The sequence below is a fragment of the Pandoraea anhela genome (assembly GCF_902459655.1).
Classification (GTDB): Bacteria; Pseudomonadota; Gammaproteobacteria; order Burkholderiales; family Burkholderiaceae; genus Pandoraea; species Pandoraea anhela.
In genome coordinates, this window is the sequence record NZ_CABPSB010000012.1 from 105,322 (window position 1) to 130,427 (window position 25,106).

The 25,106-nt window shown below is 66.3% G+C and carries 15 protein-coding genes; 11 read left to right on the forward strand and 4 right to left on the reverse strand.

Annotation, left to right across the window (positions count from 1 at the left end):
- Positions 1–89 precede the first annotated feature (89 nt).
- Both PAN31108_RS16700 and PAN31108_RS16705 read left to right on the forward strand, forming a co-directional pair.
- On the forward strand, positions 90–4,388 hold the full coding sequence (locus PAN31108_RS16700) for a non-ribosomal peptide synthetase (RefSeq protein ID WP_150669940.1): 4,299 nt from the start codon (positions 90–92) through the stop codon (positions 4,386–4,388).
- 267 nt (positions 4,389–4,655) lie between these two features.
- Entirely contained in the window at positions 4,656–7,010 is a 2,355-nt protein-coding gene (locus tag PAN31108_RS16705; protein WP_150669941.1) for a hypothetical protein, read from the forward strand.
- An 84-nt stretch (positions 7,011–7,094) separates the two neighbouring features.
- Here the strand turns inward: PAN31108_RS16705 and PAN31108_RS16710 are convergent, their stop codons facing one another.
- A complete protein-coding gene (locus tag PAN31108_RS16710; RefSeq protein ID WP_150669942.1) occupies positions 7,095–9,326 on the reverse strand; it encodes a TonB-dependent siderophore receptor in 2,232 nt (743 codons plus the stop codon).
- Between the two features lie 127 nt (positions 9,327–9,453).
- A complete protein-coding gene (locus PAN31108_RS16715; RefSeq protein ID WP_174995026.1) occupies positions 9,454–12,123 on the reverse strand; it encodes a penicillin acylase family protein in 2,670 nt (889 codons plus the stop codon).
- Positions 12,124–12,290: 167 nt separating this feature from the next.
- Between PAN31108_RS16715 and PAN31108_RS16720 the strand changes: the two genes are divergently transcribed.
- From PAN31108_RS16720 to PAN31108_RS16740, 5 genes are all read left to right on the forward strand, one after another.
- Complete coding sequence (locus PAN31108_RS16720; protein WP_150669944.1) at positions 12,291–13,172, forward strand: ABC transporter ATP-binding protein; 882 nt, start codon at positions 12,291–12,293, stop codon at positions 13,170–13,172.
- Complete coding sequence (locus tag PAN31108_RS16725; RefSeq protein ID WP_150669945.1) at positions 13,162–15,258, forward strand: iron ABC transporter permease; 2,097 nt, start codon at positions 13,162–13,164, stop codon at positions 15,256–15,258. Before PAN31108_RS16720 ends, PAN31108_RS16725 begins: the two co-directional genes overlap by 11 nt.
- Positions 15,248–16,249, forward strand: coding sequence for an ABC transporter substrate-binding protein (locus tag PAN31108_RS16730; protein ID WP_442417681.1), 1,002 nt, complete (start codon positions 15,248–15,250; stop codon positions 16,247–16,249). Before PAN31108_RS16725 ends, PAN31108_RS16730 begins: the two co-directional genes overlap by 11 nt.
- Before the next feature lie 103 nt (positions 16,250–16,352).
- Entirely contained in the window at positions 16,353–17,468 is a 1,116-nt protein-coding gene (locus PAN31108_RS16735; RefSeq protein ID WP_442417682.1) for a GNAT family N-acetyltransferase, read from the forward strand.
- Between the two features lie 391 nt (positions 17,469–17,859).
- Positions 17,860–18,180, forward strand: a complete 321-nt coding sequence (locus tag PAN31108_RS16740) for a hypothetical protein (RefSeq protein WP_150669948.1) — start codon at positions 17,860–17,862, stop codon at positions 18,178–18,180.
- A gap of 61 nt (positions 18,181–18,241) precedes the next feature.
- On the opposite strand, the gene PAN31108_RS16745 is transcribed toward PAN31108_RS16740, so the two are convergent.
- Together PAN31108_RS16745 and panV are read right to left on the reverse strand one after the other, a co-directional pair.
- On the reverse strand, positions 18,242–18,874 hold the full coding sequence (locus PAN31108_RS16745) for a GNAT family N-acetyltransferase (RefSeq protein WP_370819674.1): 633 nt from the start codon (positions 18,872–18,874) through the stop codon (positions 18,242–18,244).
- Positions 18,875–19,084: 210 nt separating this feature from the next.
- A complete protein-coding gene (gene panV, locus PAN31108_RS16750; protein ID WP_150669949.1) occupies positions 19,085–19,756 on the reverse strand; it encodes a pandorabactin biosynthesis transcriptional regulator PanV in 672 nt (223 codons plus the stop codon).
- A gap of 337 nt (positions 19,757–20,093) precedes the next feature.
- On the opposite strand from panV, the gene PAN31108_RS16755 reads away from it, so the two are divergent.
- The 4 genes from PAN31108_RS16755 to PAN31108_RS16770 all read left to right on the forward strand — a co-directional run bounded on the left by PAN31108_RS16755 (position 20,094) and on the right by PAN31108_RS16770 (position 25,074).
- The gene (locus tag PAN31108_RS16755; RefSeq protein WP_150669950.1) at positions 20,094–22,067 is read left to right on the forward strand and encodes an AMP-dependent synthetase/ligase; all 1,974 of its coding nucleotides are present in this window, start codon (positions 20,094–20,096) and stop codon (positions 22,065–22,067) included.
- 99 nt (positions 22,068–22,166) lie between these two features.
- Positions 22,167–22,973 carry an ABC transporter ATP-binding protein gene (locus PAN31108_RS16760; protein ID WP_150669951.1) on the forward strand — a complete coding sequence of 269 codons (807 nt, stop codon included), beginning with the start codon at positions 22,167–22,169 and terminating at the stop codon, positions 22,971–22,973.
- Positions 22,974–23,027: 54 nt separating this feature from the next.
- Positions 23,028–23,942 (forward strand): branched-chain amino acid ABC transporter permease, encoded by a 915-nt coding sequence (locus tag PAN31108_RS16765; protein WP_150669952.1) that lies wholly within the window; start codon positions 23,028–23,030, stop codon positions 23,940–23,942.
- A 55-nt stretch (positions 23,943–23,997) separates the two neighbouring features.
- Entirely contained in the window at positions 23,998–25,074 is a 1,077-nt protein-coding gene (locus tag PAN31108_RS16770) for a branched-chain amino acid ABC transporter permease (RefSeq protein ID WP_150669953.1), read from the forward strand.
- Positions 25,075–25,106: the final 32 nt, after the last annotated feature.

Below are 25,106 nucleotides of genomic sequence, written 5' to 3' on the forward strand. Positions count from 1 at the left end.
AGTGACAAGGGGCCTCGCGCGTGCGTGGTGTCGTGCGCAGCGAGGCCGTCTGAATTCGATGTGTGGTTGTTCGATAGAAGGATCTCGCGATGTCTCTGGCCAATTCCGCCAACGTCACCGGTGCCACCGGCCCGGCAGGTGCCGAAGATTCGGCGCTGATGCGGCGCTTTCTCGCCTTGCCGGGCGACAAGCGTCGCGTATTCCAGACGCGTGCCCGCGAGCAGGGCATCGATCTGGCCGGGCTGCCGATTCCCGGCGGCCTGCGTCACGGCACCGACGCGCCGCTGTCGTATGCGCAACAGCGCCTGTGGGTCGTGGAGCAACTCTCGCCGGGCACCGGCGCGTACAACATTCCGGCGGCGGTGCGCTTGCACGGCGCGCTCGACGTCGCCGCGCTGTCGCAGGCCTTTTCCGCCATCGTCGCGCGGCATGAGGCGCTGCGCACCAGCTTCCACGAAGGGCCGAACGGCGCGCTGCAACGCGTGCGTGCCGAGGTCCCGTTCGCGCTCGACTATGAGGACTGGCAGGGCGACGCGGGGAGCGTCGCCGATCGGCAGGCCCGTGTGCAAGCCTGCGCCCAGCAAGAAGCCGTGCGTCCGTTCGCGCTGGACGCCGCGCCGTTGATGCGTGCGCGGCTTATCCGCCTGGCGCCGGACGAACATGTGTTGCTGCTCACGTTGCATCACATCGTGGCGGACGCGTGGTCGATGACGCGTCTGGTCGAAGAGTGCACGCGAGGGTATGCGCGCTTGGCCGCAGCGGGCACTCACGTCGCGCCGCTGCCCGACCTTGCGATCCAATACGCCGATTACGCCATCTGGCAACGCGGCTGGCTGGAAGCCGGCGAACTGGAGCGTCAACTGGCGTACTGGCGCGAGCATATCGGCGAGGCGCATCCGGTGTTGCCGTTGCCGGCCGACCGTGCGCGACCGGCCGTGCCGAGCGGGCGCGGCGCGACGTACGTCATGCAAGCCGATGCGGCGCTGACGGCACGACTGCGTGCGTTAGCGCGAACTCACGATACGACGCTCTACACTGTGCTGCTCGCCGCCTACGGCGTGTGGCTCGGCCGCATCTCGGGCGTTCGCGACGTATGCGTCGGCGTGCCTGTGGCCGGACGTGCAAAGCTGGAAACGGAGCCGCTTATCGGGTTCTTCGTGAACACGCAGGTGATGCGCGTGGGCCTCGATCCGACGGCGACGTTTGCCGATCTCGTGGCGACTACGCGCATGCGCGCCATCGAAGCACAGGCGCATGCCGACGTGCCGTTCGACAAACTCGTCGAAGCGCTGCAACCGGCGCGCGACGCGGCCGTCAACGCGCTGTTTCAGGCGAAGTTCAATCACGAAATCGCACGCGATGCGGTACCCGAGATGGCGGGCCTGCGCATCGAGCCGTTGCCGGTGGCCGGACAAAGCTCGCACTTCGATCTCTCGCTCGATACGCTGGAGCGCGGCGATACGTTGCAGATCGCGCTGACATATGCGACAGATCTGTTCGACGCCACCACCGTGGAGCCGCTCGCGCGCGCGTTTCACCGATTGCTTGGACAACTGACGGATTCGCCGCGAGCGCGGCTCTCTGATGTCGCGCTCACGACCGACGCGCCGTGCGTCGTCGACGGCGAGCGGCGTGCCTGGGAGACCGGCGACTGGATGGACGTGTGGACGTCGCGTGTCGCGCAGGACGGGGAGGCGTTGGCGGTCGAAGGCGAGGGCGGCGCATGGTCGCGCCGCACGCTCGACGGCCACGCCAACCGTGTGGCGCAGGCGTTGGCCTCGTGCGGCGTCGGCGCGGAAGATCGTGTCGCGCTTCTGATGCCGCGCAGTGCTGCGTGGGTCGCCGCGATGCTCGGCGTCTGGAAGCTCGGCGCGGCCTATGTGCCGCTGGACCCTGCGCAGCCGGCGGCACGTCTCGCACAACTGATCGACGCCAGCGGTGCGAAAGCGCTGATCGTCGCACCTGGACTCGCGTCGGTGCCCGACGTCGACGGGTGCCGTACCCTGCACTCGGACACCTTGCTGGCCGGGGACGCCGCAGGACACGAGGCGCGCTTCGTGAGTCGCAGCGTGCATCCGTCGCAGGCGGCTTACGTGATCTACACCTCGGGATCGACGGGACAGCCCAAAGGTGTCGTCGTCGGCCGGGGGGCGTTGCACAACTACGTGCAGGGCGTGTCGTCACGCCTGAGCGAATTGCCCGAAGCCGCGGGAATGGCGATGGTCTCGACCGTGGCGGCCGACCTCGGACACACGGTGTTGTTCGGGGCGCTCGCCATGGGGCGCCCGCTGCATCTGATGCCGCACGACGATGCATTCGACGCAGGGCGCTTCGCCCAGTGGATGGGCGCGCGCCGCATTGGGGTGATGAAGATCGTGCCGAGTCACCTCAAGGGGCTGCTGCTGGCCGCCGGCAGCGAGGTGTTGCCGCATGACTGGCTCGTCGTCGGTGGCGAAGCGGCAGATGCCGAATTGCTTGCGCTGTTGCACAGCCATCGCCCGGGTTTGCGTGTGCTCAATCATTACGGTCCGACGGAAACGACCGTGGGCGTGCTCACGCATGCGGCGACGTCGCACGACGCTCTGTTGCCCGTGGGGGCGCCGTTGCCGAATGTGAGCGCCTACGTGCTCGATGACGATCTCAACGCGGTACCGCCGGGGGTGAGCGGTGAACTTTATATCGGCGGCGTCGCGCTTGCGCGAGGTTATCTCGGCGAGCCGGGCAAGACCGCCGAGCGGTTCGTGCCGGACCCGTGGCGTCCCGGTGCGCGGATGTACCGCACGGGCGATCGGGTGAAGCGCCGGTTCGACGGGCAGATCGTCTATCTCGGGCGCGCCGACGATCAGGTCAAGATTCGCGGCTACCGGGTGGAACCGGGCGAAGTCGCGCATGCGCTGCGCGCGCTCGACGGCGTGCGCGATGCTGTCGTATTGGTCGAGCGGCAGGGGGCCGATGGATTGAATGGGCAGGAGGGGCGGGAGGGGCGGGAGGGGCAGGAGCGAGGACAGCCGCAGTTGCTGGGCTGTTTCACGGGAACGTTGACGCACGCGCAGGCGAGAACCGCGCTTCAGGCGGTTTTGCCTGACGCCTGGGTGCCGGCGCGTCTCGTGCGTGTGGAGGAACTCCCGCTGACGGCTAACGGCAAAGTGGACCGCCGCGCGTTGCTGGCGGCCGTGGCGGACGTGACGGACGTGGCGGCGGCGGCGTCGCCTTCGCAGACGCGTGCAGAGGCGGCGCCGCTCAATGCGCTCGAAGCGCGTATCGCCGACGTCTGGCAGGCGGTACTCAAGGTCGGGCAAGTCGGTCGCGACGCCAATTTCTTCGAGATCGGCGGCGACTCCATTCTGGCGTTGCAAGTGATCGCTCGCCTCAAACGCGGCACACCGCCGCTCAAGCTGAGTCTGCGCGAGCTGATGCAGCACGGCACGGTCGCACGACTGGCGGCCGCGCTTTCGCCATCGGACGCGGCGCCCGCAGCCGGGGGCGATTTGCTGGTGCGTCTGAATCACGGCACGTCGTCGGCGCCGGCGCTGTTCTGCGTGCATCCGGCAGTGGGGACGGTGTTCGACTACCGGCCACTCGCTCAGGCGCTGAGCGGGACGCGTCCGGTGATCGGCATCCAGTCGCGCATGCTGCTCGACCCGAAATGGACCGACACGTCGCTCGATGAGATGGCGGCACGCTACGTCGACGCCATGCGCACCGCGCAACCGCAAGGCCCTTATCATCTGCTCGGCTGGTCGCTCGGTGGTCCGATAGCGCTGGCGATGGCCGAACGTCTGCGTGCGAGCGCAGAGACGGTGGCGTTCCTCGGACTCGCGGACACTTTCGTCCCGCAGCACGAGGCGCAGACGGCATCCGTTGCGACGTCGCGTGACTGGACCGGCGATCTGCTCGACTATCTGGTCACGATCCTGCCGCAGGTGGATGCCGCCGGGCTGCGGGCATCGCTGGCCTCGCATGCGGGCAAGCCGCTGGACGAAGGGGTGCTCGCGGCGGCCGTCGATGCGGCGTTGACGATGCACAACGGCGACGCCGCGTCGTCGGCGGCGGGAGACTACGCGTCGCTCGGCCGCGACGAACTCGCGCATATGTTCCGCGTGACCGCGCATCTGCGTTCGCTGGCCGACGCACATCGGTTACGTCCCGCCGTCGTCCCGGTGCATGCCTGGTGGGTAGAGCGTCGCGCTGCGCAAGATCGGGCGCGATTCACCCGGGCCATCGGTGCGGCGCCGGTGTACGAGGGCACGGTGGCGTCGAGCCACATGCAGTTGCCGCGCACGCAGGCGTGGATCGACGACGTGGTGCGCGCGTTGAGCGAAGTGAGTCCTTCCGGGGTGGCGGGTAAGTCGGATGAGGCGGGCGCGGGGTGGCGGTTGGCGTCCTGAGCGCGATGGGGGGCAATGAGAGGCATGGGTAGCTGACGGGCGGTAATGCGTCGCATCGGGCGCGATCGGCACGGCGGCGCTTCGGCTCGCGGATCACCGATTCGTAGCGGCGTACGCGCACCCGTTGCCGTCTTGTAGGCTATCGGGGTATGCCGGGCCATCGTCAATCGTGCTCGGCGCGGATATCGCTTGCGTTAGTACCCAGGGACTCCCGAAGTTCGATAGGCAGGTCGCAATGGTTCCATCGACTGCCCAAGGGAGGTTCCCATGCCAAGTTCTTCGTCGTCTTTCCGCCGTTCAGGATCGTACGGATCGTCCGGTTCCGCTGCGGCGTCCCCCACTGAAACGCTCACGCACGATCGCGCTGCCGACGTTTCGCCGCCCGGTGCCGCAGCGCCGATATCGACACCGACCTCGACCTCGACCTCGACGCCGACGCGCGACCGGGGCCGCTCGGCCGACATCCGTTTGCAAACCCTGCGTGGCGGTGTGCGTGCGCCGACGCCGACGCCGGCGTCTGGTGAACCCGGCGCGAACCATGCCGATCCAGAAGCCGATCGCCGGCCCCTGTTCAATGCGCTGCCGAAAGACTGGGAGGGCTTCCGCTCGCAAATCACGGCGGCGCGCACCCGGTTCATCGACACGGCGGAGATTGCGACGATCATCAACGAGGTGCGTCACACGGGCGCACATGCGATTCGCGAGGGCAAACTGGCGACGTCTGCCGAGGCATTGCTCGCCCAGGTCGACAAGCATTACCTCGACCGCTGGCGGCTGGCGCTGGGCATGGCGCCGGAAGACCTCGGCGCCCAGCAGCGGGCACAACGCAGCGCCAATCACCTGCTGCTGATCGCGAGGCTCGCGCCGAGTGCATTGCAGTACGGCGTGGTGCCGACGGTCGGACTGGTGACGCACGATCCCATGAAGACGCTCTACGCCAGCGTGGTGCTATCGATCGCAAATCTGGTGATCAACGCCGTCATGCAGCCGATCACGACGGGCACGTCCGAGTTCATTCAGGCGCGCGGCGGCCCCTCCGTGAAGCTCGATGAAAAGTCGGTCAACTTCAAGCATCGCATGCCCATCGAATCGGACAAGACCCGAGCGGCCGCCAAAGCGCTGGAGGACGCGAAACAGGCGTTGCGCACGTGCGTGGACACGCTTCTCGGCCAGGACGTGGCGCTCGATGCACCGGACATGCACGCACGGCTCGCCGCGCTCGCGCCGCACGATCGGGAGCGGGCGCTCGGCGCCTTCCGGCGTGTCGCCGAGGCGGGGCAGGCGGCGCAGACGCAGGCCCGCACGCTCATGATGACGGTTTCGACGTTGCTGCGTCAGCGTGTCGCCAATCAGAGTCAGGGTGCGTTGAAGATCTCACGCCCGCCGTTCGCGGCGGTCGCATCGCTGCTCGGTCACGGGGCGCACCGCGCGAATCTGCTCAATTCACGCGAGGTGCTGCTCGTCTCCGTGGGCATCGTGCTCGCAAGCTTGCTGGTGCAGTTCCTGCTGCTCGCACCGAAGGACCAGCAGCGTAAGGTCGACGCCAAGCATCGTTTGAACGCCTTGTTCGCCGACGTGGTGAAGCCGGCGAGCCGCGCCAGGATGGCGGCGGGCGAAGTGCTCGGACCGCAGGACATGGACGAGGAAAAGCTCCGCAAGCTCGTTGTCTCGCCTGCGGAGGCGATGCTGGAGCGCGCTATCAAGGAAACGGAGAAAGCGCTGAATCGCTATCCGCCGCAGCGTCGCGAGGCGATTGCGAAGATGATCGAGGAATGGAAGGCGGATCGCGTCGGCTGGCTGGCGCGCTCGGGAGACGGCGCTGGCGTGGCGGAGATCAGCGAGCGCGCGCTCGATGTCGCCAATCGTGCGACCGGCGGCGGTCTGTGGCGCGCCGCGATCACCACCAAGTTCAACCGCCGCGAGATGACCGATGAGATGGTGCGCAGCTTCTGCAAATCCTATCAGTTGGGGTTGTTCGGCGCCGCCGGCGCGCAACTGGTGCCACGCCTGGTGAACGGACTGTCGGGCGGCGCCGCGAACGTGCCGCTGCCGGGCTATCTGGGTTTGCTGGGCGCGTCGTTACTGTCCAGCGCCACGGGCGCGTTCAGCGAAGACATGGTCGTCACGCTGGTGAACACCCGCAAAAAGGAAGACGCTGCGCAACAGCCGCCGATCTGGAAGGACATTGGCACGGGCATGGCGGCGCTGGTCGTCAAATACCTGAATCAGCGCGAGGCCAATCAGGCGCTGAAGTCCGCACATGCGGCGCTCACCGACGGCGCGTATCTCGCGGCGCTGGACGTGAGCGCGAAACATCCGCAGGAGCCCAGTATCGCGCACGTGCCTGACGCGCAGGCGTCGATGACCGTCGTGACCGACGTACGCGGATTGCCGGACGAGGGCACGAGTGATAGGGATAGGGAGGCGGCGACGCCGGCATCGCGCGACCCGATGCATGGACTCGCGAATTCGCTCGGCATGGTAGACCCCGATGATGCGTTCTTCGCGGGGCTGCACGCCGCAGTGTTCGGCATCGAGGGCGCAGACGAGCAAAGCGAGCAAAGCAAGGAAAGCGAGGAAAGCGAGGAAATCAAGGACGGCGGGAAGAAAATGCCGGGCTGATGAAGTGTGACGTGACAAGGCCGAACCGCAGGCCTTGTCACATATCGACGACTTGTCGACTTGGCAGCTTACCGACTCACCAACTTACCAACTGTACTTCGCCGTGCCCAGAATCGTGCGACGGGCACCGTAGGCGCACTGCGAGGTCGTCACGCACACGACGTAGGTCTTGTCGAAGATGTTGCTGCCGTCGAGCTGGAAGCGCCAGTGCTTGTCGTACTGGTAGTGCAGGCCGAGGTCGACCAGCGTGCGCGACGGCGCCTGTCCGGCGGTGTTGGTCGCGTCGATGTAGGTCGGCCCGACGTAGCGCACCCCACCGTTGAAGCCGAAGCCCTTGAGCACGCCCGCGTGGAACGTGTAGTCCGCCCAGAGGGCGGCGGCCGTGCGCGGTTGCTGCGGCGGCACCTTGTCGCGCAGCGTGGGGTCGTTCGTCTTCGAGTTCACGATGTTGGTGTTCGTGTACGAGCCGACCACCTTCAGGTTGTCCGTGATCTCGCCGACGGCTTCCAGCTCGAAGCCCTTCGAATGCTGCTCGCCCGTCGTCACTGAAAACGCCGTGTTGACCGGATCCGGCGTGGGCACGTTCGTCATGCGGATGTCGAACAGCGACAGCGTGACGAAGCTGTTGTAGCCCTTGGGCTGGTACTTCACGCCCACTTCATACTGCTTGCCCTTCGACGGGTTGAACTGGTTGCCGAAGCGGTCCGTGCCGACGTTCGGCTGGAACGACTCCGAGTAGCTGAAGTACGGCGCGAGCCCCATGTCGAACAGATACGTCAGACCCGCACGATAGGTCGCCTGCGAGTCGGCCTGATTCGACGAGCGGTTCGTGAGACGGTTGTAGACGTTCTGCGCGGCCCAATCCTGGCGCACGCCCAGCGTGAGCAGCCACTTCTCGTACTTGATCTGATCCTGGAAGTAGAGCCCGCCCTGCGTGTAGCGAGAGTCCGTATTGAGCGCCTGACGCGTCAGGCCGAACACCGCCGCGCCATAGTTCGGCGAGAAGATGTCGAGCTGGTTCGACGCGCTGGCCACGCCCTGTCGCATGCTGCGATGCTCGTTGTAGTAGTAATAGTCGAAGCCGAACAGCGCCACGTGCGAGAGCGGGCCGGTCTGGAACTTCGTTTGCAACTGGTTATCGATCGTGACCACATCGGTCTGACGATAATCGGCGAACGGCAGGCGATTGATCAGACGATTGCTGCCCGGGGCATAGCCGAGACCGTAAGCGTCCGTATCGACCTTGTAGTCGAAGTACGAATAGCGTGCGGCCTGCTTGAACGAGACCTGATCGTTGAAGCGGTGTTCGATCTGGTAGCCGGCGAAGACCTGTTCGCGCTTGATGTTGTCGTAGTTCGGATCGCCCACGAACCGGCCGACCGGGATCTGGCCGTTCGGGTTGGGCAACACCGTGCCCGAGGCGGGCAGGAACTGGCCGAAGCCGAGCTTGTCGCGCTGGTAACTGGCCTCGAACGTGATCGTGGTCTTGTCGGTGGCCTTCCACGTGAGCGACGGCGCGATATAGATACGGTCGTTCGGCGTGTAGTCGACCTGCGTGTTGCTGTCGCGAAACAGGCCGACGAGGCGGTAGAGCACCTTGCCGTCGGCATCGAGCGGGCCGCTGAAGTCGAACGCCGCCTGCTTGTTCTTGAACGAACCGGCCGAGAGCTGGATTTCGTGAAGCGGCGTGTCCAGCGGCTTCTTCGTCACCATATTGATCAGGCCGCCCGGTGTGTTCTGCCCATACAGCACCGAGGACGGGCCGCGCAGAATCTCGATGCGCTCGAGCGCATAGGGATCGAGCTGGAATTCGGTGGATGATTGCAGACGGGTGCCGTCCATGTATAAGCCCAGCGTCGACGCCGAGAAGCCACGGATGTTGATCCAGTCGAAGCGGGTCTCGAAGCCCGCGTTGTCGGCGAGCACGCCGGCGCTGTAGCGCATGGCCTGACTCACCGTCTGCGCGCCGAGGTCCTGAATCATTTCCTTCGGAATGACCGAGACCGACTGCGGATTCTCGATGAGCGGCGTGTCGGTTTTGGTGCCCGTGGTGCTGCGCTTGGCGACGATGCCATCCACCGGGCCTGCACCGTTCTCCGGCGCACGCTCGGCGTTCACCTGGGTCGGGGCGAGTGCGACGTCCCCTTGCTGTGCGGGCGTCTGCGCATACGCGCCGGACACGAATGCCGTCATGGCCAGCGGTGCGAAGGCGAGGCTCGCCGCGATCGCGATGTGACGATGGATTGGGCGGATCGGACGTTCGATCGATCGCTGGCGACTGGCCCCCCGGCCACGGACGCTCCCGTAATGCTTCATCTAAGACTCCTGGGTGTTATCGGAAACTGAGGCGACGTGCGCACTCGTGTCCCCGGGCGACGGCACCTATCGAGTAGTGGACGAACCAAGGCGTCGGATATTTAGGGGGCTTTCATCCGGATGTCACTTATTGGGATAAGTGCACGATGCTGACCGTGGCGGCCGCCACATCCGCCTCGCTGAACGGTGCGGCTTGCCACCGTTTCTCGGCCCATGCTTCGAGCGCTGCCGCGTTGCGCGGATCGTCGCGGTCGTCGGCGGGGCCTGAGGCGTCGAGCGTCGTGGCATCCACGGCGCCCGAGGGGGTGTCCGGGAAGGTGACGACCTGGATGTACGTGTCGCCGCGCGGCGACTTGTCCATGTCGTAGCGGCCCGCGCCCATGCGCGTGTCCGCGCACATGATCGAGAAGTAGCCCGCGACGTCGCAGCCACCCGCCAGGCCGATGCGCCGCCCGCCGCGGGTGGCGAAGAGCGCTTCGTCGCGACGGCTGTCGAGCGCCAGTCCCATGCGCTGCATCTCCAGAACGGCGGCACCCAGCGCCTGCGTCAGCGACGCGCGCTCACCCGCCAGTTGGCTGGGGGAGGTGGCGGCCTGCGAGGCCACGAACGGATCGGTGAACGCCCGGCCTCCCGTCATGTCGGCGCCTGCCAGACGGACCCACACGGCGTCCCAGAGGTTGGCGCCCCGGGCCGCGCGTTCGCCCGTGCCGTCCCACGCGCGCAGCACGCGGCAAGCCGGGGCGATATCGACCGTTTGCACCGGCGTGAGCGGCTTGCCGTCCAGCGGGTCGTTGGCGACCTGCACTTCGATGCGCGCGACGTTACCGGTGTCGTCTGACGGACAGGCCTGCGCGAGGAACGACCGACGCGCAAGATCGGCCGATAGCGGATCGGCGCGAAGTACCGTCTGCCGAACCGCTTGCGCCGTGACGGGGCCTGCTGCGCGCAGGGCGGCGATGCGTTGCAGGCCCGCGCGGGTGCGCAGCGAAAGCGGCGTGTCGGTGCGGCCCAGCACAGGGTTGAGTCGCGCGAGCGGCGCGTCGGGCGCGGCCAGCCATGCGCTGTCGTTCATATTGGTGACGACGGTGGGGCTCATGAGGTCGGGCATCTCGTGACGGCCGAGCGTGCCCGGCAGCGGGCTGTCCGGCGAGGTTTGCCATGCACAGGCGCTCCGGCTGCCGTCCAGCACGGGCAGCCCCGGGGCCAGTCTGGCGAAGGCTTGTCCGGCCGGCTGGGCGGTGCAGTCGGCGGCCAGCGCGTCCGGCACACCCGGCGCCGGGCCGATGTCGCCGAACCACACGCGCGGATCATGCCGGCCGATGGCCACGGTGTTGACCCACGGATTGGCCGCATCGGCGCGCACGCCGCGAACGAAGGCGTCCAGCGAGTCGGCCTGCGCCATGCGCAAGTAATGATCGAGCAGACCGAAGTTGCCGGCGTTGGCGTCGCGCAGCACCATCGCCTGCCGGGTCGTCCAGCCGAGCGCCGGCGACATCGCCGCGAGATTGACGACCGGCCCGTCGTCGGTGCGGTAGAGCGTTCGCGACGCGACCCGCATCCTGCCGTCGCTGTCGCGCACCGGAACATCGATGCGCACCGGCTGCATGGCTTCGGTGCGTGCGTCGATCCGGTAACGGGTCGGGTCGGCGGGGTCGAGTGTGAGCGCCATCAGGCCGAAGCGTCGGGTGGTCGATACGGTGTGCGTCCACGCGACGTTCCGTGTGAAGCCGATCATGATGAACGGCGCGCCGAGCATGCCGACACCGGCGACATCCAACTGGCCGGGAATCGTCAGATGGGCGGGATAGAGACGATCGGGGCCGTCCCAGTACCAATGCGGGCTGCCGTAGAGGATGGGCTGGCCGTCGGCGCTCAGCGCGGCCCCGAAGGCGATGGCGTTGCTGCCGAGTCCGGCGTCGTTGAGCGATGTCAGTGTCGGTGTTGTTGTCGGTGTTGGCACGCGCTCGGCGCTCGCGACGTCGTCAGCCGCACGCGAGCGTTGGTTGGTCGCCGTGGCGCCGGTCGAGGGCGGCTGCGCGGTGGCAATCGCGGCGACTTGCGTGGCGGCGCTCGCGGCGAGTGTGGCCGCGTACAGCCGGCGGTAAACGTCGTCTTCCGTCACCCGGTTCGGCTCGCGGGTGAGACGGCGCAGCCAGTCGGCCTTGCGGCAGGCGGCGTGCCGACCGGTGTCGGCGCCGGCACGCAGGTCTTGCAGATAGCGATTGATGCCTGCCGCAAATCCCTGCGCCAGTTCGCGTCCACGCGGTGACTGGGCGGTGCGGTAGCGCGTGAGGGTGTCGCGGTCGAACGTCAGGCGGAAGAAGACGTCGGCGTCCAGATTATTCGGCTGTCCGAACGTCGTGCGCTGGGCAACATGGCCCTGCGGCCCGAAGCTTAGTGAGCGCTCGCCGCGAAACGTCACGATGCTCTCGGCGAGCGTGCACAGATTGTCCTGCGCCTGCGCATAGCCGAAGCCGTAGCCCAGACTGCCCCAGTCCTGTGCGCGGACATGCGCCGTGCCGTCGGCCGTGCGGCGAATATCGGCCTGGTAAGGCGAGGTAATGCTTTGGGCGGTCGAAACCGCGTTTTTGGGGAAATTGTCCTGCGAATGATCCGGTGAGCGGGCGGGCGGTCGGGCGACGGCGCACGCGCTCAGGAGGAGAGCGCAAAGCGCCGGGGCGAGACGCAACGGTCTGCCGGGCTTGCGCCGGGAAGGCTGATCGGACAAGGCGGGAGCGGCGTGGAGACGGATGTCGAGGCGGGCGGGCAGGGGGGGCGGCTGAAGCGATCGGGACATGGGTAAATATGCCGGTTGGTGATACGTCTCTTGAGCGACGAACCACAACTTCGTGAGTTTAGGCAGGCGGCGGCGCGCTTCGGACGCCCGCCGCCGAGACCTTTTGGGCCCGATACCTCGATATCCGTACATCAACCGACCCAGCAGCCGCCAGGCCGGCTTTCCATATGACCGAATCTCTGACCCCCGCCGCAGGCGCGTCGTTGCGCGCGGAAGGCCTCAACGTTGCCGTGGGTGCGCGTAACGTCCTCACGCAGGTCGATGTGACCTTTGCCGCTGGCCGCGTGAGCGCCCTGTGCGGCCCCAACGGCTGCGGCAAGAGCACCCTGCTGCGCACGCTGGGCGGGCTGCTGCGCCCGGCATCCGGCCGTGTCTGGCTCGACGACACGCCGCTCGATTCGCTGCGTGCGCGCGCGCGCGCGCGCCGCATCGCCTTGCTCGCCCAAACGCCCGGCATGCCGTTCGGCATGACCGTCGCCGAACTGGTCGCGTGCGGGCGCTACAGCCACACGGGCATTGGCGGGCGCCTCGGCGAACGCGACAACGCCGCCATCGAACGCGCCTTGCATCTGATGGAACTCGAAACGCTGTGCACGCGCGACGTGACGGCCCTGTCCGGCGGCGAGCGTCAGCGGGCCTTTATCGCCATGGCGCTGGCGCAGGAGGGCAATGTCCTGCTGCTCGACGAGCCGACGACCTATCTGGATGTGCGCCATCAGATCGATATCCTCGCGCGCATTCGCGAGCTCAATCGCGAGACCGGCATGACCGTCGTATGGGTGCTGCACGATCTGAATCAGGCGGCCGCGTTCTCGGACGCCATGCTGCTCATGCGCGACGGCAAGCTCGTCTTCTCGGGCACGCCGGACGAAACGATGGATCCCGAGCGTCTCATGGACGTGTTCGCCACGCCGATGCAGCGCATCGACTTTCAGGGACTGCCGATGTGTTTGCCGGTGCTCGACGGTGCGGGTCGCGCAGCGCCGGCCGGTCACGCGCAATATCGGCGTCATTCGGACGATCTCGACGGTGGCGGGCATGCGAGCTGAGCGCACGGCAGGCACGTTGAAGCTCGCCCGGCGGCTGACGTTGCCGGCGCACGCCGCGCCGCGGCAATACGAGCGTCGCACGCGTGCCCTTTGGGGCGGATGGCTGGCGCTCGCGCTGGCGATCGTGGTCCATGCGATGGCGAGCGACGCATGGCCGGGCGCCGATACGGTGATGCGCGCCATGCAGGGGCGGCTCACGAACGACACGTCGCTCGGCTGGCTGCTGTTCGCCGACGCATGGCTCCCGCAGATCCGTGCCGGCCTCGCGGCCGGGGCGTGCCTTGGGCTGGCGGGCGCGTTATTGCAGACGATCACGCAGAATCCGCTGGCGTCGGGCGAACTGCTCGGCGTGTCGGCCGGGGCGCAGATGGGGCTGATCGTGGCGTTGCTGGTGCCGGGCCTCGCCGTGCTGCCGATGATGCTCGCGGGCGGCGTGCTGGCGGCGCTCTTCACCTTCGCACTGGCGGGCGGCATGCGCACGACGCCGCTGCGGCTCACCCTCGCGGGTGCGGCCAATGCGCTCGCCCTCTCGGCGCTGTGCATGGTGGCGTTGACGTTGTACACGCGCGCGGCCGTGGGCGTCGTGCAATGGAGTACCGGCTCGTTGCAGCAGTTCGGCAAGCGTGGGGCGGCGGAGGCGATGTGGTTGTTGCTGCCGGCGGGCGTTGCGCTGATGGCGTTGCTGCATCCGCTCGGATTGGCGCGTTTCGGGCAGGCGCAGGCCGCGGCCTTGGGACAACGCGTCGGGGCCGTGCGCGTGGGGTCGATCTTGCTGGCGGCGGCGCTCTCGACGATTGCCATTGCCCTGGCGGGGCCGGTCGGCTTCGTCGGGCTGGCGGCGCCGAATCTGGTGCGGCTGATGGGGGTGCACCGGCCTGCCTGGCTGGTGCCGCTCTCGGCGTTGTGGGGCGGCGCGATGCTGATCGTCACCGACGCCATCGCGCGGGCGCTCGTGACGTTCGGCGCGCTGCCGGTGGGCGTGATGAGCGCGGTGATCGGCGCACCGGTGCTATTGCTGTTGCTGCGCTACGGCCTGCCGGCGAGCACCGCCGAGATGACCGCGCCGATGTCGGCGGGCCATCGCGCCTCGAGCCGCCGGCCGATGGCGGCGATCGTCGCGTTGATCGTCGTGGCCCTGTTCGCTGTCGCCGGCGCGACGCTGGCGATGGGCGTGCTGCCCTGGCCGTCGAGCTGGCAATGGCGCGATGTATTCGACGCCCATACGGCCGCCGGAATGCTGGTGGATCTGCGCCTGCCGCGCAGCCTGATCGCGATGGGCGCGGGCGCATTGCTCGCGGGCAGCGGGGTGTTGTTACAGGGCGCCTGCCGCAATCCGCTCGCGGGGCCCGAGTTGTTGGGCGTCAATCAGGCGGCGGGGCTGGCCGTGCTCGCGCTGTTACTGGTCTCGCCGGACGCCGCCGCCCGCTGGTCGATGCCGGCCGCGTGGGGGGCGAGCGCGACGGTGCTGGCGATCGTGCTCGGCGTGAATGCGCGCTGGGGACTCGCGCCGATGCGGGTGATTCTGACGGGGATGGCGCTCGCGGGGCTGCTGGCGGCGCTGGCAAACCTTCTCGTGCTGCAATTTCATGTGCATGCGACGCAGGCGTTGGTGTGGCTCGTGGGCAGCAGCTACGGTCAGTCGTGGCACGGCGTGCGAGCGTTGTTGCCGTGGTTGGTGGTTTGTTTGCCGCTGGCCGTGTATGCGGGGCGCTGGCTCGACCTGCTGAGCCTCGGCGACGAGACGGCCGAGGCGCTGGGTGTGCCGGTGGTGCGCGCCCGGCTGGGCTTGCTGGTGCTCGCGAGCGCCATGGCGGCTGCGGCGGTTGCGACGGTCGGCCCGGTGGCGTACGTCGGATTGATCGTTCCCAACGCCTTGCGCGCGTTGCCGCTGGCCGGCACTCGCGACCGGCTGGTGACGGCGGCGCTCGCCGGTGCGCTGCTGCTCGGCGTCGCCGATTGGTTCGGGCGCACCTTGTTCGCCCCCCTCGATTTGCCGTTGGGCATCGTGACGGCCGCTGTCGGCACGCCGTTGTTCCTCTGGCTGCTCTCCCGAACGTTCCTGAGGTCGCATGCGCATGCCGGCTGAATTCCTTGCGGGCGCGCCCGTTAGCGACGCGCGGCGTCGCTGCCTGAAGACCCTCGCTGCCGGTGCCGTCATGGCGGCGGGCGCTGTGCCGCTCAGTGGGCAGGCGCAGAACTATCGCGGATTGTTCAACCGCGCGTCGCCGTCGTTGCCCACCAACGCGCGGCGTGTCGTCTCGCTGGAGTTTCTGTTCACCGAGTCGCTGCTCGCGCTCGATGTCACGCCGGTGGGCGTGGCCGATCCGCGCGGCTATGCGCAGTGGGTCAAATATCGGGCGGACCGGATCGGTGCCGACAGTTCGGTCGGCACGCGCGAGCAGCCGAATCTCGAGGCGATTGCGGCGTTGCGTCCGGATTTGATCGTCGCATATGCCTATCGGCACGAGCGCCTGTTCGATGCGCTGGCGCGTATCGCCCCGACCGTCGTCTTCAACGTCCAGCCCGCACCGGGGGAGGGCGATGCGCTTGAGCGGATGCTGGCCATCTTCCACGCGATCGGCGGCATGACAGGGCGCACGGCTGCGGCCACGCAAATCGTCGCGCACAGCGAGGCGCGTATCGCGGCGGCGCGCGCGGCAGCATTGCGCGACGGCTTTCGCAACGCCCCGATGGCGTTGCTCAATGCGAATGCCGGCGGCGGAAACTTCTGGGCGTACGACAACAAGGACATGATCGGCGCGCTGATCGGGCATCTCGGTGCGCGCAATGCGTTGGGGTGGCTCGACGCGCGTCAGTCGATGGTGAACCTGTCGCTGGGCGATCTGGCGCAGCACCCCGAATGGTCGCTGATCGTCGTCGATAACGGCGCGGCGCCCGCTTACCAGTTGCCCGTGTGGCGCGCGTTGCCCGCCGTGCGCGAGGGGCGTGTGGCGTTCCTGCCGCCGTCGTGGGGCTTCGGCGGCCCCGTGTCGCTCGACCGGATCACGGGGCTCGTGGAGGCGGCCTTCGCGTCGATGGCGCCCGCGATGCGCGCGAGAGCCGCGGCCGCCGCGTGACATACGGGCCTGGATCGGTAGGGCCGTAGAGATACATGACTGATGACGGATGCCGTTGCGGTGTCCGGCTTGCTATTGAGGAAAACGAATCATGTCAATTGCCATGACTGCTGCTGTTGAAACGTCACCTGTAGATGCGGCCCCCGCCGGGCCCGACGCGCCCTATGCGCTTACGCTGGCCGATGGGCGCCGCTATTACGCGAGCGGGCCGGACGACGCCATCGCACGTGCCGCTCAGGACCTCACGCTCTGGTGCGACGGGCGTGCCGTCGCGGTTTTTCGCGTGAGCGAGGCCGAGCGCGGGATGACCTTGCACGCGAGTACGCCGCACGATCCGCGCTTGCCGGTGCAGGCGCTGTTGCCGGTGTTGGCGGCGGTGTACTGCCGTCACAAAGCTTGCGGCGAGGCGAGCCTCGTCTGGCCGGGCGCGCAGGCCGATGCGGCGTTGGCGACGTGGCTCGTCGCCGCCGTGCGCGACGGGGTGGGCGAGCGCTTCTCGCAAGCCGACGGCGCGCTGGTGTTGCATGTTTCGCGTCAGACGTTCTGGCAGCACCCGGCGTTGTGGCTGCAAGGGCCGTCGTCCGCAGGCATGGCGCAGCAGTATCGGGTGTCGGACGGCAAGCGTCACCCCCTGCGCGCGCCGAAGCCGGTCGGGGAGGTCTATCGACGCCATATCGCGCGGCTGGGCACGAGCTTCAGCTTACGGGCCATCGACCAGCCGGGCGACGTCGAGCGGTTTCACGAGTGGATGAATCTCGACAGCGTGGCGCACTTCTGGCAGCAGACGGGCACGCTCGAAGAGCACGCGGACTATCTGAAGAAGATGCAGGCCGATCCCCACACCGTCACGCTGTTCGCATGCTTCGACGACGAGCCGTTCGCCTACTTCGAGGTGTATTGGGCGAAGGAGGATCGCATCGCGCCGTTCTGCGAGGCGACCGACTACGACCGGGGGTTCCATCTGCTGGTCGGCTCGACTCGCTTTCGTTCGCCGGGGCGGACCGAGGCATGGCTGCGGTCCATCGTCCACTACATCTTTCTGGACGATCCGCGCACGCAGCGTATCGTCGGTGAGCCGCGCATCGACCATGACCGCTGGATTGCCTACATGCAGGGGCAGGGGGCGGCGCGGCTCCGGGAGTTCGACTTCCCGCACAAGCGCGCGGTGCTGATCGCCTTCGAGCGTCAGACAGTGTTCGAGCAATACGCGCCGTGGTGATGACGCGCATCTGCCGGCCCACCCCGAGCGACGCATGACGCGACAGGAGTTGCCCGCATGGCATTGCGGGTCCTGATCGTGGCGGGTGTCCAGGCAGATACGGAAACCTCCGTTAGGGGACGCTTCCTATTGCGCGCAGCGAACTGCGCAACCGCCAGCCGCATGCGGGGGCCGTAACGGACAGATCGGCGGGGATCTCGGCCAGCATGGTATGCCACGCGTTTTCATCGCTCCAGTCTCGGCGGCGCGCGATTTTCGAATCCGGTCGTAGTGCTGTTGATTGACGTATCGCGAGTCGCGGTGATTCGGAAGTTTCCGTAACTCTTGACGCGTGTTCTTGCGCATCATGACGAATTGCCCCGCCGGGGCTTTTCGTCGAAGGAGGCATGGAATGACTGCGACACGTGTGGACTATCAACGCTGGATTTCGCTAAGACGACGGGTGCCTGCCAATGAATACCCGGTGTACCCGCTCCCCGAAAAATTACCGCGACGGGGATATGTCGTCTGGTTTTACTTTCGTAACGAATTCTTCGGTTCGCAGTACGACAAAAAACTGAAAACCTACGTGAGCGATCACGTCAAGAACCCATGGGAAGCGGCCTTCTTCGAGACGAAGACCGAGGCGCTGGACATTGCGCGCCGCATGATCTGCCCGTGTCTGGTGTTGTTCGCCGCCGGCCCCCTCGGCCCTGTGAGCGCCGTGGCCTGAGGGGCGGCGGGGCATGCGGCCCTGAACCGATCGCGCGATGCGACTGGCCCGATCGAAGGCCTCACCCCGCGGCGCCACGCGCCAGTCGCTGTTCCAACGCGGTTTTCACTTCGGGCCATTCATCGTCGATGATGCTGAACCGGACCGAATTGCGCTTGCGCCCGTCGGGCATGATGCGCTCATGCCGGACAATGCCCTCCTGCTTCGCACCGATGCGCAGAATCGCGGCGCGCGATTTCTCGTTGAGGGCATCCGTCGTGAATTGCACCCGTACGCAATGCATGACCTCGAACGCGTAGGTGAGCAGTAAATATTTGGCTTCGGTGTTGATGCCCGAGCGCTGTGCCGATGCGCTCACCCAGGTATGGCCGATCTCCTGCTTGCGGTTCACGAGGTCGACCTTCCAGAAGCGGGTATGGCCGACGACCTTCCCGGTGGCCTTCGAGACGAGAACGAAGGGGATGACGGTGCCGTCCTCCCGGCCCTTCAATGCCTTGTCGATGTAGGCGTGGACGGTGTCGGCATTCGGCACGACCGTCACTTTCAGATTCCAGAGTTCGCCGTCCGCCGCCGCAGCGACGAGGTCCGGCGCGTGATGCCGTTCGAGGGGATGGAGCTCGACGCTGCTGCCAGACAGCGTAGGCCGGAAATCGACGGCCGGCGTGGGGGGCGTGGACATGGGGGGCGAGGACATGGGAGGCGTGGGGTGGGTGACGAGGGCATCGATTTTGCGCTGACTCGGGGGAGCGGGCAAGCGGCGGGCAAGCGAGCCGCGCAAGGCGACGGCCACGCGTTCCAGCGTTACCGCGTTACCGTCTTACCGTGACACCGTATTATCGCGGCCTCGAAACTACCGTTTCATTCGCCGGATCGGTATCAACACCCGCGCGGCGCCCCACGCGGCCTACATGCCGAATTCGCGCAATCCCTCCAGATCGAGAATCGTCAGCACGCCGTAGTCCACCTTGACGAGCCCGGCCTGCTCCAGCACTTTGAGCGCAAGGTTGACCCGCTGGCGCGAGACGCCGGCCAGATAGCTCAGCTCTTCCTGGGAAATCTGGACGGTGTTGTCGTCCGACGGATAGAGATTCGGATTGAACATCGACGACAGCGAGCGCGCCACGCGCGCGTCCGTATCGAGCAGCCGTTCGTGCTCCACCGCCGCAATGAACTGTCCCAATCGCTCGTTGAGTTGCCGTGTGAGAAAGCGATTGAACGGGATGCTGGTGTCGAGAAGCCAGTCGAACGTGGCGATCGGCATGTGGGCCAGCACGGAATCGCGCAACGCCATCACATCGTACTTACGGATCTCGTGCTTGAGCACGGAGCCTTCGCCGAACCACGCCCCTGCGGGCACGCCGGTGAACGTGACGGACTTGCCGCTTGCCGACGCCGTGGTGATCTTCACGAGCCCTTCGATCACGCCGAACCAGGCGTGCGTCGGGTCGCCCTTGCGGCACACATAGCCCCCGTTTTCGACCGGGCGCACCTGAATTTCGGCCACCACGCGCGCGCGTTGTTCCGGTGTCAGTCCTTGCGCCCACACGCTGCGCTGCAACAAGCTTTCGAGCGACATATAGGGACTTTCCCTTGATTGTCATCCTGGTGACAAACCCGCCGTGAGCCATGAGGTATCTTCGCCTTGCCTGGTAAGCGAGACAAGCATTCACGGTGGTCTGGCACGACGCCGAAACACAAGTATAGAAGCTGAAATTTACCTGGCATATCGGTAGTCGCCGTAGTCGCATGTCAGCCGTGATTGCGGTATCGCTGTATGGCATTCCAAATCAAAAAATAGCGTCGTACGAAGACGCTGCGAGCCACAAGGAGCGTGCCCAGCGCACGCAAGCCGACCGAGCCACGCCACGCCCCCTCGACGAATGTCGATATGTGGCGAGACACAGGAGACTGGCATGCAGGAGCGGACCACCTTCCCGCGATTGTTGCTGGCGCATGCCGCGACACGGGGCGCCCGCACGGCGTATCGGGAAAAAGATCTGGGGATCTGGCAAAGCTGGAGCTGGCAGGAGGCCGCGCATGAGGTGCGCATGCTCGCCTGCGCACTTGCGGCTGCCGGGTTCAAACGTGGCGACAATCTGGCCATCGTCGGCAACAACCGTGTCCGGCTGTATTGGGCGATGACGGCGGCGCAGGCGCTCGGCGGTGTCGCCGTGCCGCTCTATCAGGACGCCGTTGCCGCAGAAATGGCGCATGTGCTCGAAGATGCGGAAATCGATTTCGCCGTCGTCGAAGATCAGGAGCAGGTCGACAAGCTGCTGGAATTGCGCGAGCGCGTACCGCGCTTGTCGCACATCATCTTCGAAGATCCGCGCGGCCTGCGCAATTACGACGCCGCCGGACTGCAATCCTACGATGCGGCGCTGGCGCAGGGGCGCACGTTCGACGCGCAGCATCCGTGCTACTTCGACGACGCTATCGCCGCCGTCGATCCCGACGACACCGCGACCATCCTCTACACCTCGGGCACGACGGGCAAGCCCAAGGGCGTGTGTCATTCGCACGCCGCACTGATCGGCGCGGCGTATCACGGCAGCACGTTCGACCGGCTCACCCCGGGCGACGAAGTGCTGTCCTATTTGCCGATGGCATGGGTCGGCGATCATCTCTTTTCCTACGCCCAGGCGCTTGTGGCGGGTTTCACGGTCAACTGTCCCGAATCGCCCGACACGATCCCGACGGATATGCGCGAGATCGGCCCGACATACTACTTCGCGCCGCCGCGCGTGTACGAGAACGTGCTGACGCAGGTCATGATCCGCATGGAGGACGCCAGCCGTCTCAAGCGGAAGATGTTCGCGCACTTCATGAACGTGGCGAACCGGTGCGGCGCGGCCGTGCTCGACGGGCATCCGGTGCCCGCATTCGACCGTCTCCAGTACGCACTCGGCAATCTGCTGGTGTATGGCCCGCTGCGCAACACGCTCGGCATGAGCCGCATCCGTACGGCATATACCGCCGGCGAGGCGATCGGCCCGGACCTGTTCCGTTTCTATCGTGCGATCGGGATCAACCTGAAACAGTTCTACGGACAGACGGAGACCTGTGCTTACGTCTGCCTGCAACCGGATCGTCAGGTGCGGTTCGATAGCGTTGGTCCCGTGGCGCCGGGCATGGAGATCAAGATCGCCGAGAACGGGGAAGTCCTCGTGCGCGGCGTCGGACTGCTCAAGGCGTACTACAAGCGCCCGGACGCCACCCGTGAGGCGCTCGACGAGGCGGGCTACTTCCGGACGGGCGATGCCGGCATCATCGACGCCGACGGTCATTTGCGCATCATCGATCGCGCCAAGGACGTCGGCAAACTCGCCTGCGGTGCGTTATTCGCGCCGAAGTACATCGAGAACAAACTCAAATTCTTCTCGTACATCAAGGAGGCCGTGGCGTTCGGCGACGGTCGCGATGGCGTGTGTGCGTTCATCAACATCGACATGGATGCGGTCGGCAACTGGGCCGAACGGCAGAACCTCGCGTACGCCGGCTACATCGATCTGGCCGGCAATCCGCTCGTGGCGGAACTGATCGTCGGTTGCATCGAGCAAGTCAATGCCGATCTCGCCGGAGAGCCTGCCTTCGCCGCCGCGCAGATTCAGCGGTTCGTGATTCTGCATAAGGAACTGGATCCGGATGACGACGAACTCACCCGCACGCGCAAGGTGCGACGTGCCTACATCGCGCAGAAATACGACGTGCTGATCGACGCGCTTTACGCCGGCCGCGCGTCGCAATACATCGAGACCCGGGTGAAATTCGAAGACGGACGCGAGGGCAGCGTGAGCGCCACGCTGACGATTCATCCGGCGCGCGTGGTCGGGGTGCGTGCGCCCGTCGACGACCCTGCGCCTGCGACGTTGCGCTGTGCGGCATGAGGAGACACCGCCATGAAGGCCGCCGCATACGAATCGATGGGCACCGATTGAGCCCTGACCACGCATCGACCTCAGCCCGGCATTGCCGCAGGAGACGGTATGAGTGAGCACCGCAAGACTGGCGACGTTTTGCTCGATTTGCAGCACATCAGCTTGTCGTTCGGCGGCGTGAAGGCGTTGACCGATATTTCGTTCAACGTGATGGCGCATGAGATCCGCGCGATCATCGGCCCGAACGGCGCAGGCAAGAGTTCGATGCTCAATGTCATCAACGGCGTTTATCACCCGCAGCAGGGGACGATCGTCTTTCGCGGCGAAGTGCGCCAACGCATGCATCCGACGGCGGCCGCCCGGCAGGGTGTGGCGCGCACGTTTCAGAACATTGCACTGTTCAAGGGCATGTCCGTGCTCGACAACATCATGACGGGGCGCAATACCCGCATGCGCGCCGGGCTGCTCGCCAGTGCGATCTGGTGGGGCAAGGCCCGGCAGGAGGAAATGGCCCACCGCGCCAAGGTCGAAGCGATCATCGACTTCCTCGAAATCCAGCACATCCGCAAGATACCGGTCGGCCGGCTGCCGTATGGCCTGCAAAAGCGCGTCGAACTCGCGCGGGCATTGGCTGCCGAGCCCGAACTTCTGCTGCTCGACGAGCCGATGGCCGGCATGAACCTCGAAGAAAAGCGCGACATGTGTCGCTTCATCCTCGAAGTGAATGAAGAGTTCGGCACGACGATCGTGCTCATCGAACACGACATGGGGGTCGTGATGGACATCTCCGACCGTGTGGTGGTGCTCGATTACGGCAAGAAGATCGGCGACGGTACGCCGGCGGAGGTGCGCGCCGACCCCGAAGTCATTCGCGCGTATCTCGGTGCGGCGCACGGCATGCCGGCGGCGGCGTGAAGGCGACGTGACGGTGGCGGCAGTCGACGGCGCATTGGCAACCTGGAGACATCGATGCAGTTCTTTTTCGAAATCCTGATCGGCGGTCTGCTCTCGGGCGTGATGTATTCGCTCGTGGCGCTCGGCTTCGTGCTGATCTTCAAGGCGTCCGGGGTCTTCAACTTCGCGCAGGGCGCGATGGTGTACTTCGCGGCATTGTCGGTCGTGGGGCTCATGGAGCGGGGCTTGCCGCTGTGGGCGGCGGCTATCGGAGCGTTCGTGGTGATGGTGCTGGTGAGCATGGCCACCGAGCGCTTCGTGTTGCGCAAGCTGGTCAATCAGTCGCCGATCACACTGTTCATGGCCACCATCGGCCTGTCGTTCTTTCTCGAAGGTCTCGCCCCGCTGCTGTGGGGCAACGAGGTACGCCCGCTGTCGCTGGGCATCGTGGACGAGCCCATTGCGTCGATCATGGACTCGACCGGCGTGCTGGTGAGCCGCTTCGATCTCGCGGCCGCCGGTATCGCCGCCGTGCTGGTCGCGCTGCTGGCGCTGTTCTTCAAGGCGACGAGCATCGGCCGCGCGTTGCGCGCCGTGGCGGACGACCATCAGGCGGCGCTCTCGCTGGGCATCCCGTTGCAACGCATCTGGGTCGTCGTATGGAGCGTGTCGGGCTTCGTCGCGCTGGTGGCCGGCATGCTGTGGGGCTCCCGCAACGGCGTGCAATTCGCGCTCACGATGACTGCACTCAAGGCGCTGCCTGTGCTGATTCTCGGGGGCTTCACGTCGATCCCTGGAGCCATCGTGGGCGGGTTGATCATCGGCGCGGCGGAAAAACTGGCGGAGATTTACGTGCCGCAACTGCTGCAAGCCCAGTTCGGCGGGAATTTCGGGGGCATCGAGGGTTGGTTCCCGTATGTCTTCGCGCTGCTGTTCCTGCTGGTGCGCCCGGAAGGGCTGTTCGGCGAACGGCACATCGACCGCGTTTGAGCGGCCCGTCATCCCTTCGGGATGTCCGCATAAGCATTCATCGCAGAGGCCACACATGTTCTATCGTGAAGCTGGGCAGTTCAAGACGTCTTACGTTGCCGACAGCCAGATTTTTCCGATCCGGCAGGACCGGATCGCCGTGTGCACCGTGCTCGTCGTGGCGTTCGGCGTGCTGCCGTGGGTGGCGTCCGAATACTGGCTCACCGCCATTCTCGTGCCGTTTCTCGTGTTCTCGCTCGCCGCGCTCGGGCTGAATCTGCTGACGGGTTATGCGGGCCAGTTGTCGCTGGGCACGGCGGCGTTCATGGCGGTGGGGGCCTATGCGTCGTACAACTTCCAGTTGCGCATCGAGGGGATGCCGATTCTGGCGTCGTTCGCGCTGGGCGGGGTGTGCGCCGCGCTCGTGGGCATCGCATTCGGGCTGCCGTCCCTGCGCATCAAGGGCTTCTATCTCGCCGTCGCCACGTTGGCTGCACAATTTTTCGTGCTCTGGGTGCTGACGAAATTCCCCTGGCTCTCGAACAACAGTTCGTCGGGCGTGATCACGGCGCAGAAAATTTCGGTGTTCGGGGTGGATGTCGACACCCCGGTGCGCAAGTACCTGTTCGTGCTGGGCGTGGTGACGCTCATGGCGCTGATCGCCAAGAACCTCGTGCGCTCGCATATCGGGCGCGCCTGGATGGCGGTACGCGACATGGACGTCGCGGCGGAAGTCATCGGCATTCCGCTCATGCGCGTGAAACTGCTCGCGTTCGCCGTCAGTTCCTTTTACTGCGGCGTCGCCGGCGCGCTGTACGCCTACTGCTATCTCGGCTCCGTGGAGCCGGACGGCTTCTCGCTCGACCTGTCGTTCCGCATTCTGTTCATGATCATCATCGGCGGCGTGGGCAGCATTCTCGGCAGTTTCCTGGGCGCGGCGTTCATTTTGCTGCTGCCGATCTTGCTCGACAGCACGTTGCCGACGATCGCGACCTTCCTGCATTTGCCCTTCACCAACGCTACCGTCTCGCATATCCAGATGATGGTGTTTGGCGGTCTCATCATCTTTTTCCTGATTGCCGAACCGCATGGGCTGGCGCGGCTCTGGCAGATAGCCAAGGAGAAGCTGCGCATCTGGCCCTTCCCGCATTGACGTTTGCCCGGCCGGCGTGCATTGCCGGCACC

Coding starts and splice junctions, on each gene's coding strand:
- PAN31108_RS16700 (WP_150669940.1), top strand. CDS start 90: ATGTCTCTGGCCAATTCCGCCAACGTCACCGGTGCCACCGGCCCGGCA.
- PAN31108_RS16705 (WP_150669941.1), top strand. CDS start 4,656: ATGCCAAGTTCTTCGTCGTCTTTCCGCCGTTCAGGATCGTACGGATCG.
- PAN31108_RS16710 (WP_150669942.1), bottom strand. CDS start 9,326: ATGAAGCATTACGGGAGCGTCCGTGGCCGGGGGGCCAGTCGCCAGCGA.
- PAN31108_RS16715 (WP_174995026.1), bottom strand. CDS start 12,123: ATGTCCCGATCGCTTCAGCCGCCCCCCCTGCCCGCCCGCCTCGACATC.
- PAN31108_RS16720 (WP_150669944.1), top strand. CDS start 12,291: ATGACCGAATCTCTGACCCCCGCCGCAGGCGCGTCGTTGCGCGCGGAA.
- PAN31108_RS16725 (WP_150669945.1), top strand. CDS start 13,162: ATGCGAGCTGAGCGCACGGCAGGCACGTTGAAGCTCGCCCGGCGGCTG.
- PAN31108_RS16730 (WP_442417681.1), top strand. CDS start 15,248: ATGCCGGCTGAATTCCTTGCGGGCGCGCCCGTTAGCGACGCGCGGCGT.
- PAN31108_RS16735 (WP_442417682.1), top strand. CDS start 16,353: ATGACTGCTGCTGTTGAAACGTCACCTGTAGATGCGGCCCCCGCCGGG.
- PAN31108_RS16740 (WP_150669948.1), top strand. CDS start 17,860: ATGACTGCGACACGTGTGGACTATCAACGCTGGATTTCGCTAAGACGA.
- PAN31108_RS16745 (WP_370819674.1), bottom strand. CDS start 18,874: ATGTCCTCGCCCCCCATGTCCACGCCCCCCACGCCGGCCGTCGATTTC.
- panV (WP_150669949.1), bottom strand. CDS start 19,756: ATGTCGCTCGAAAGCTTGTTGCAGCGCAGCGTGTGGGCGCAAGGACTG.
- PAN31108_RS16755 (WP_150669950.1), top strand. CDS start 20,094: ATGCAGGAGCGGACCACCTTCCCGCGATTGTTGCTGGCGCATGCCGCG.
- PAN31108_RS16760 (WP_150669951.1), top strand. CDS start 22,167: ATGAGTGAGCACCGCAAGACTGGCGACGTTTTGCTCGATTTGCAGCAC.
- PAN31108_RS16765 (WP_150669952.1), top strand. CDS start 23,028: ATGCAGTTCTTTTTCGAAATCCTGATCGGCGGTCTGCTCTCGGGCGTG.
- PAN31108_RS16770 (WP_150669953.1), top strand. CDS start 23,998: ATGTTCTATCGTGAAGCTGGGCAGTTCAAGACGTCTTACGTTGCCGAC.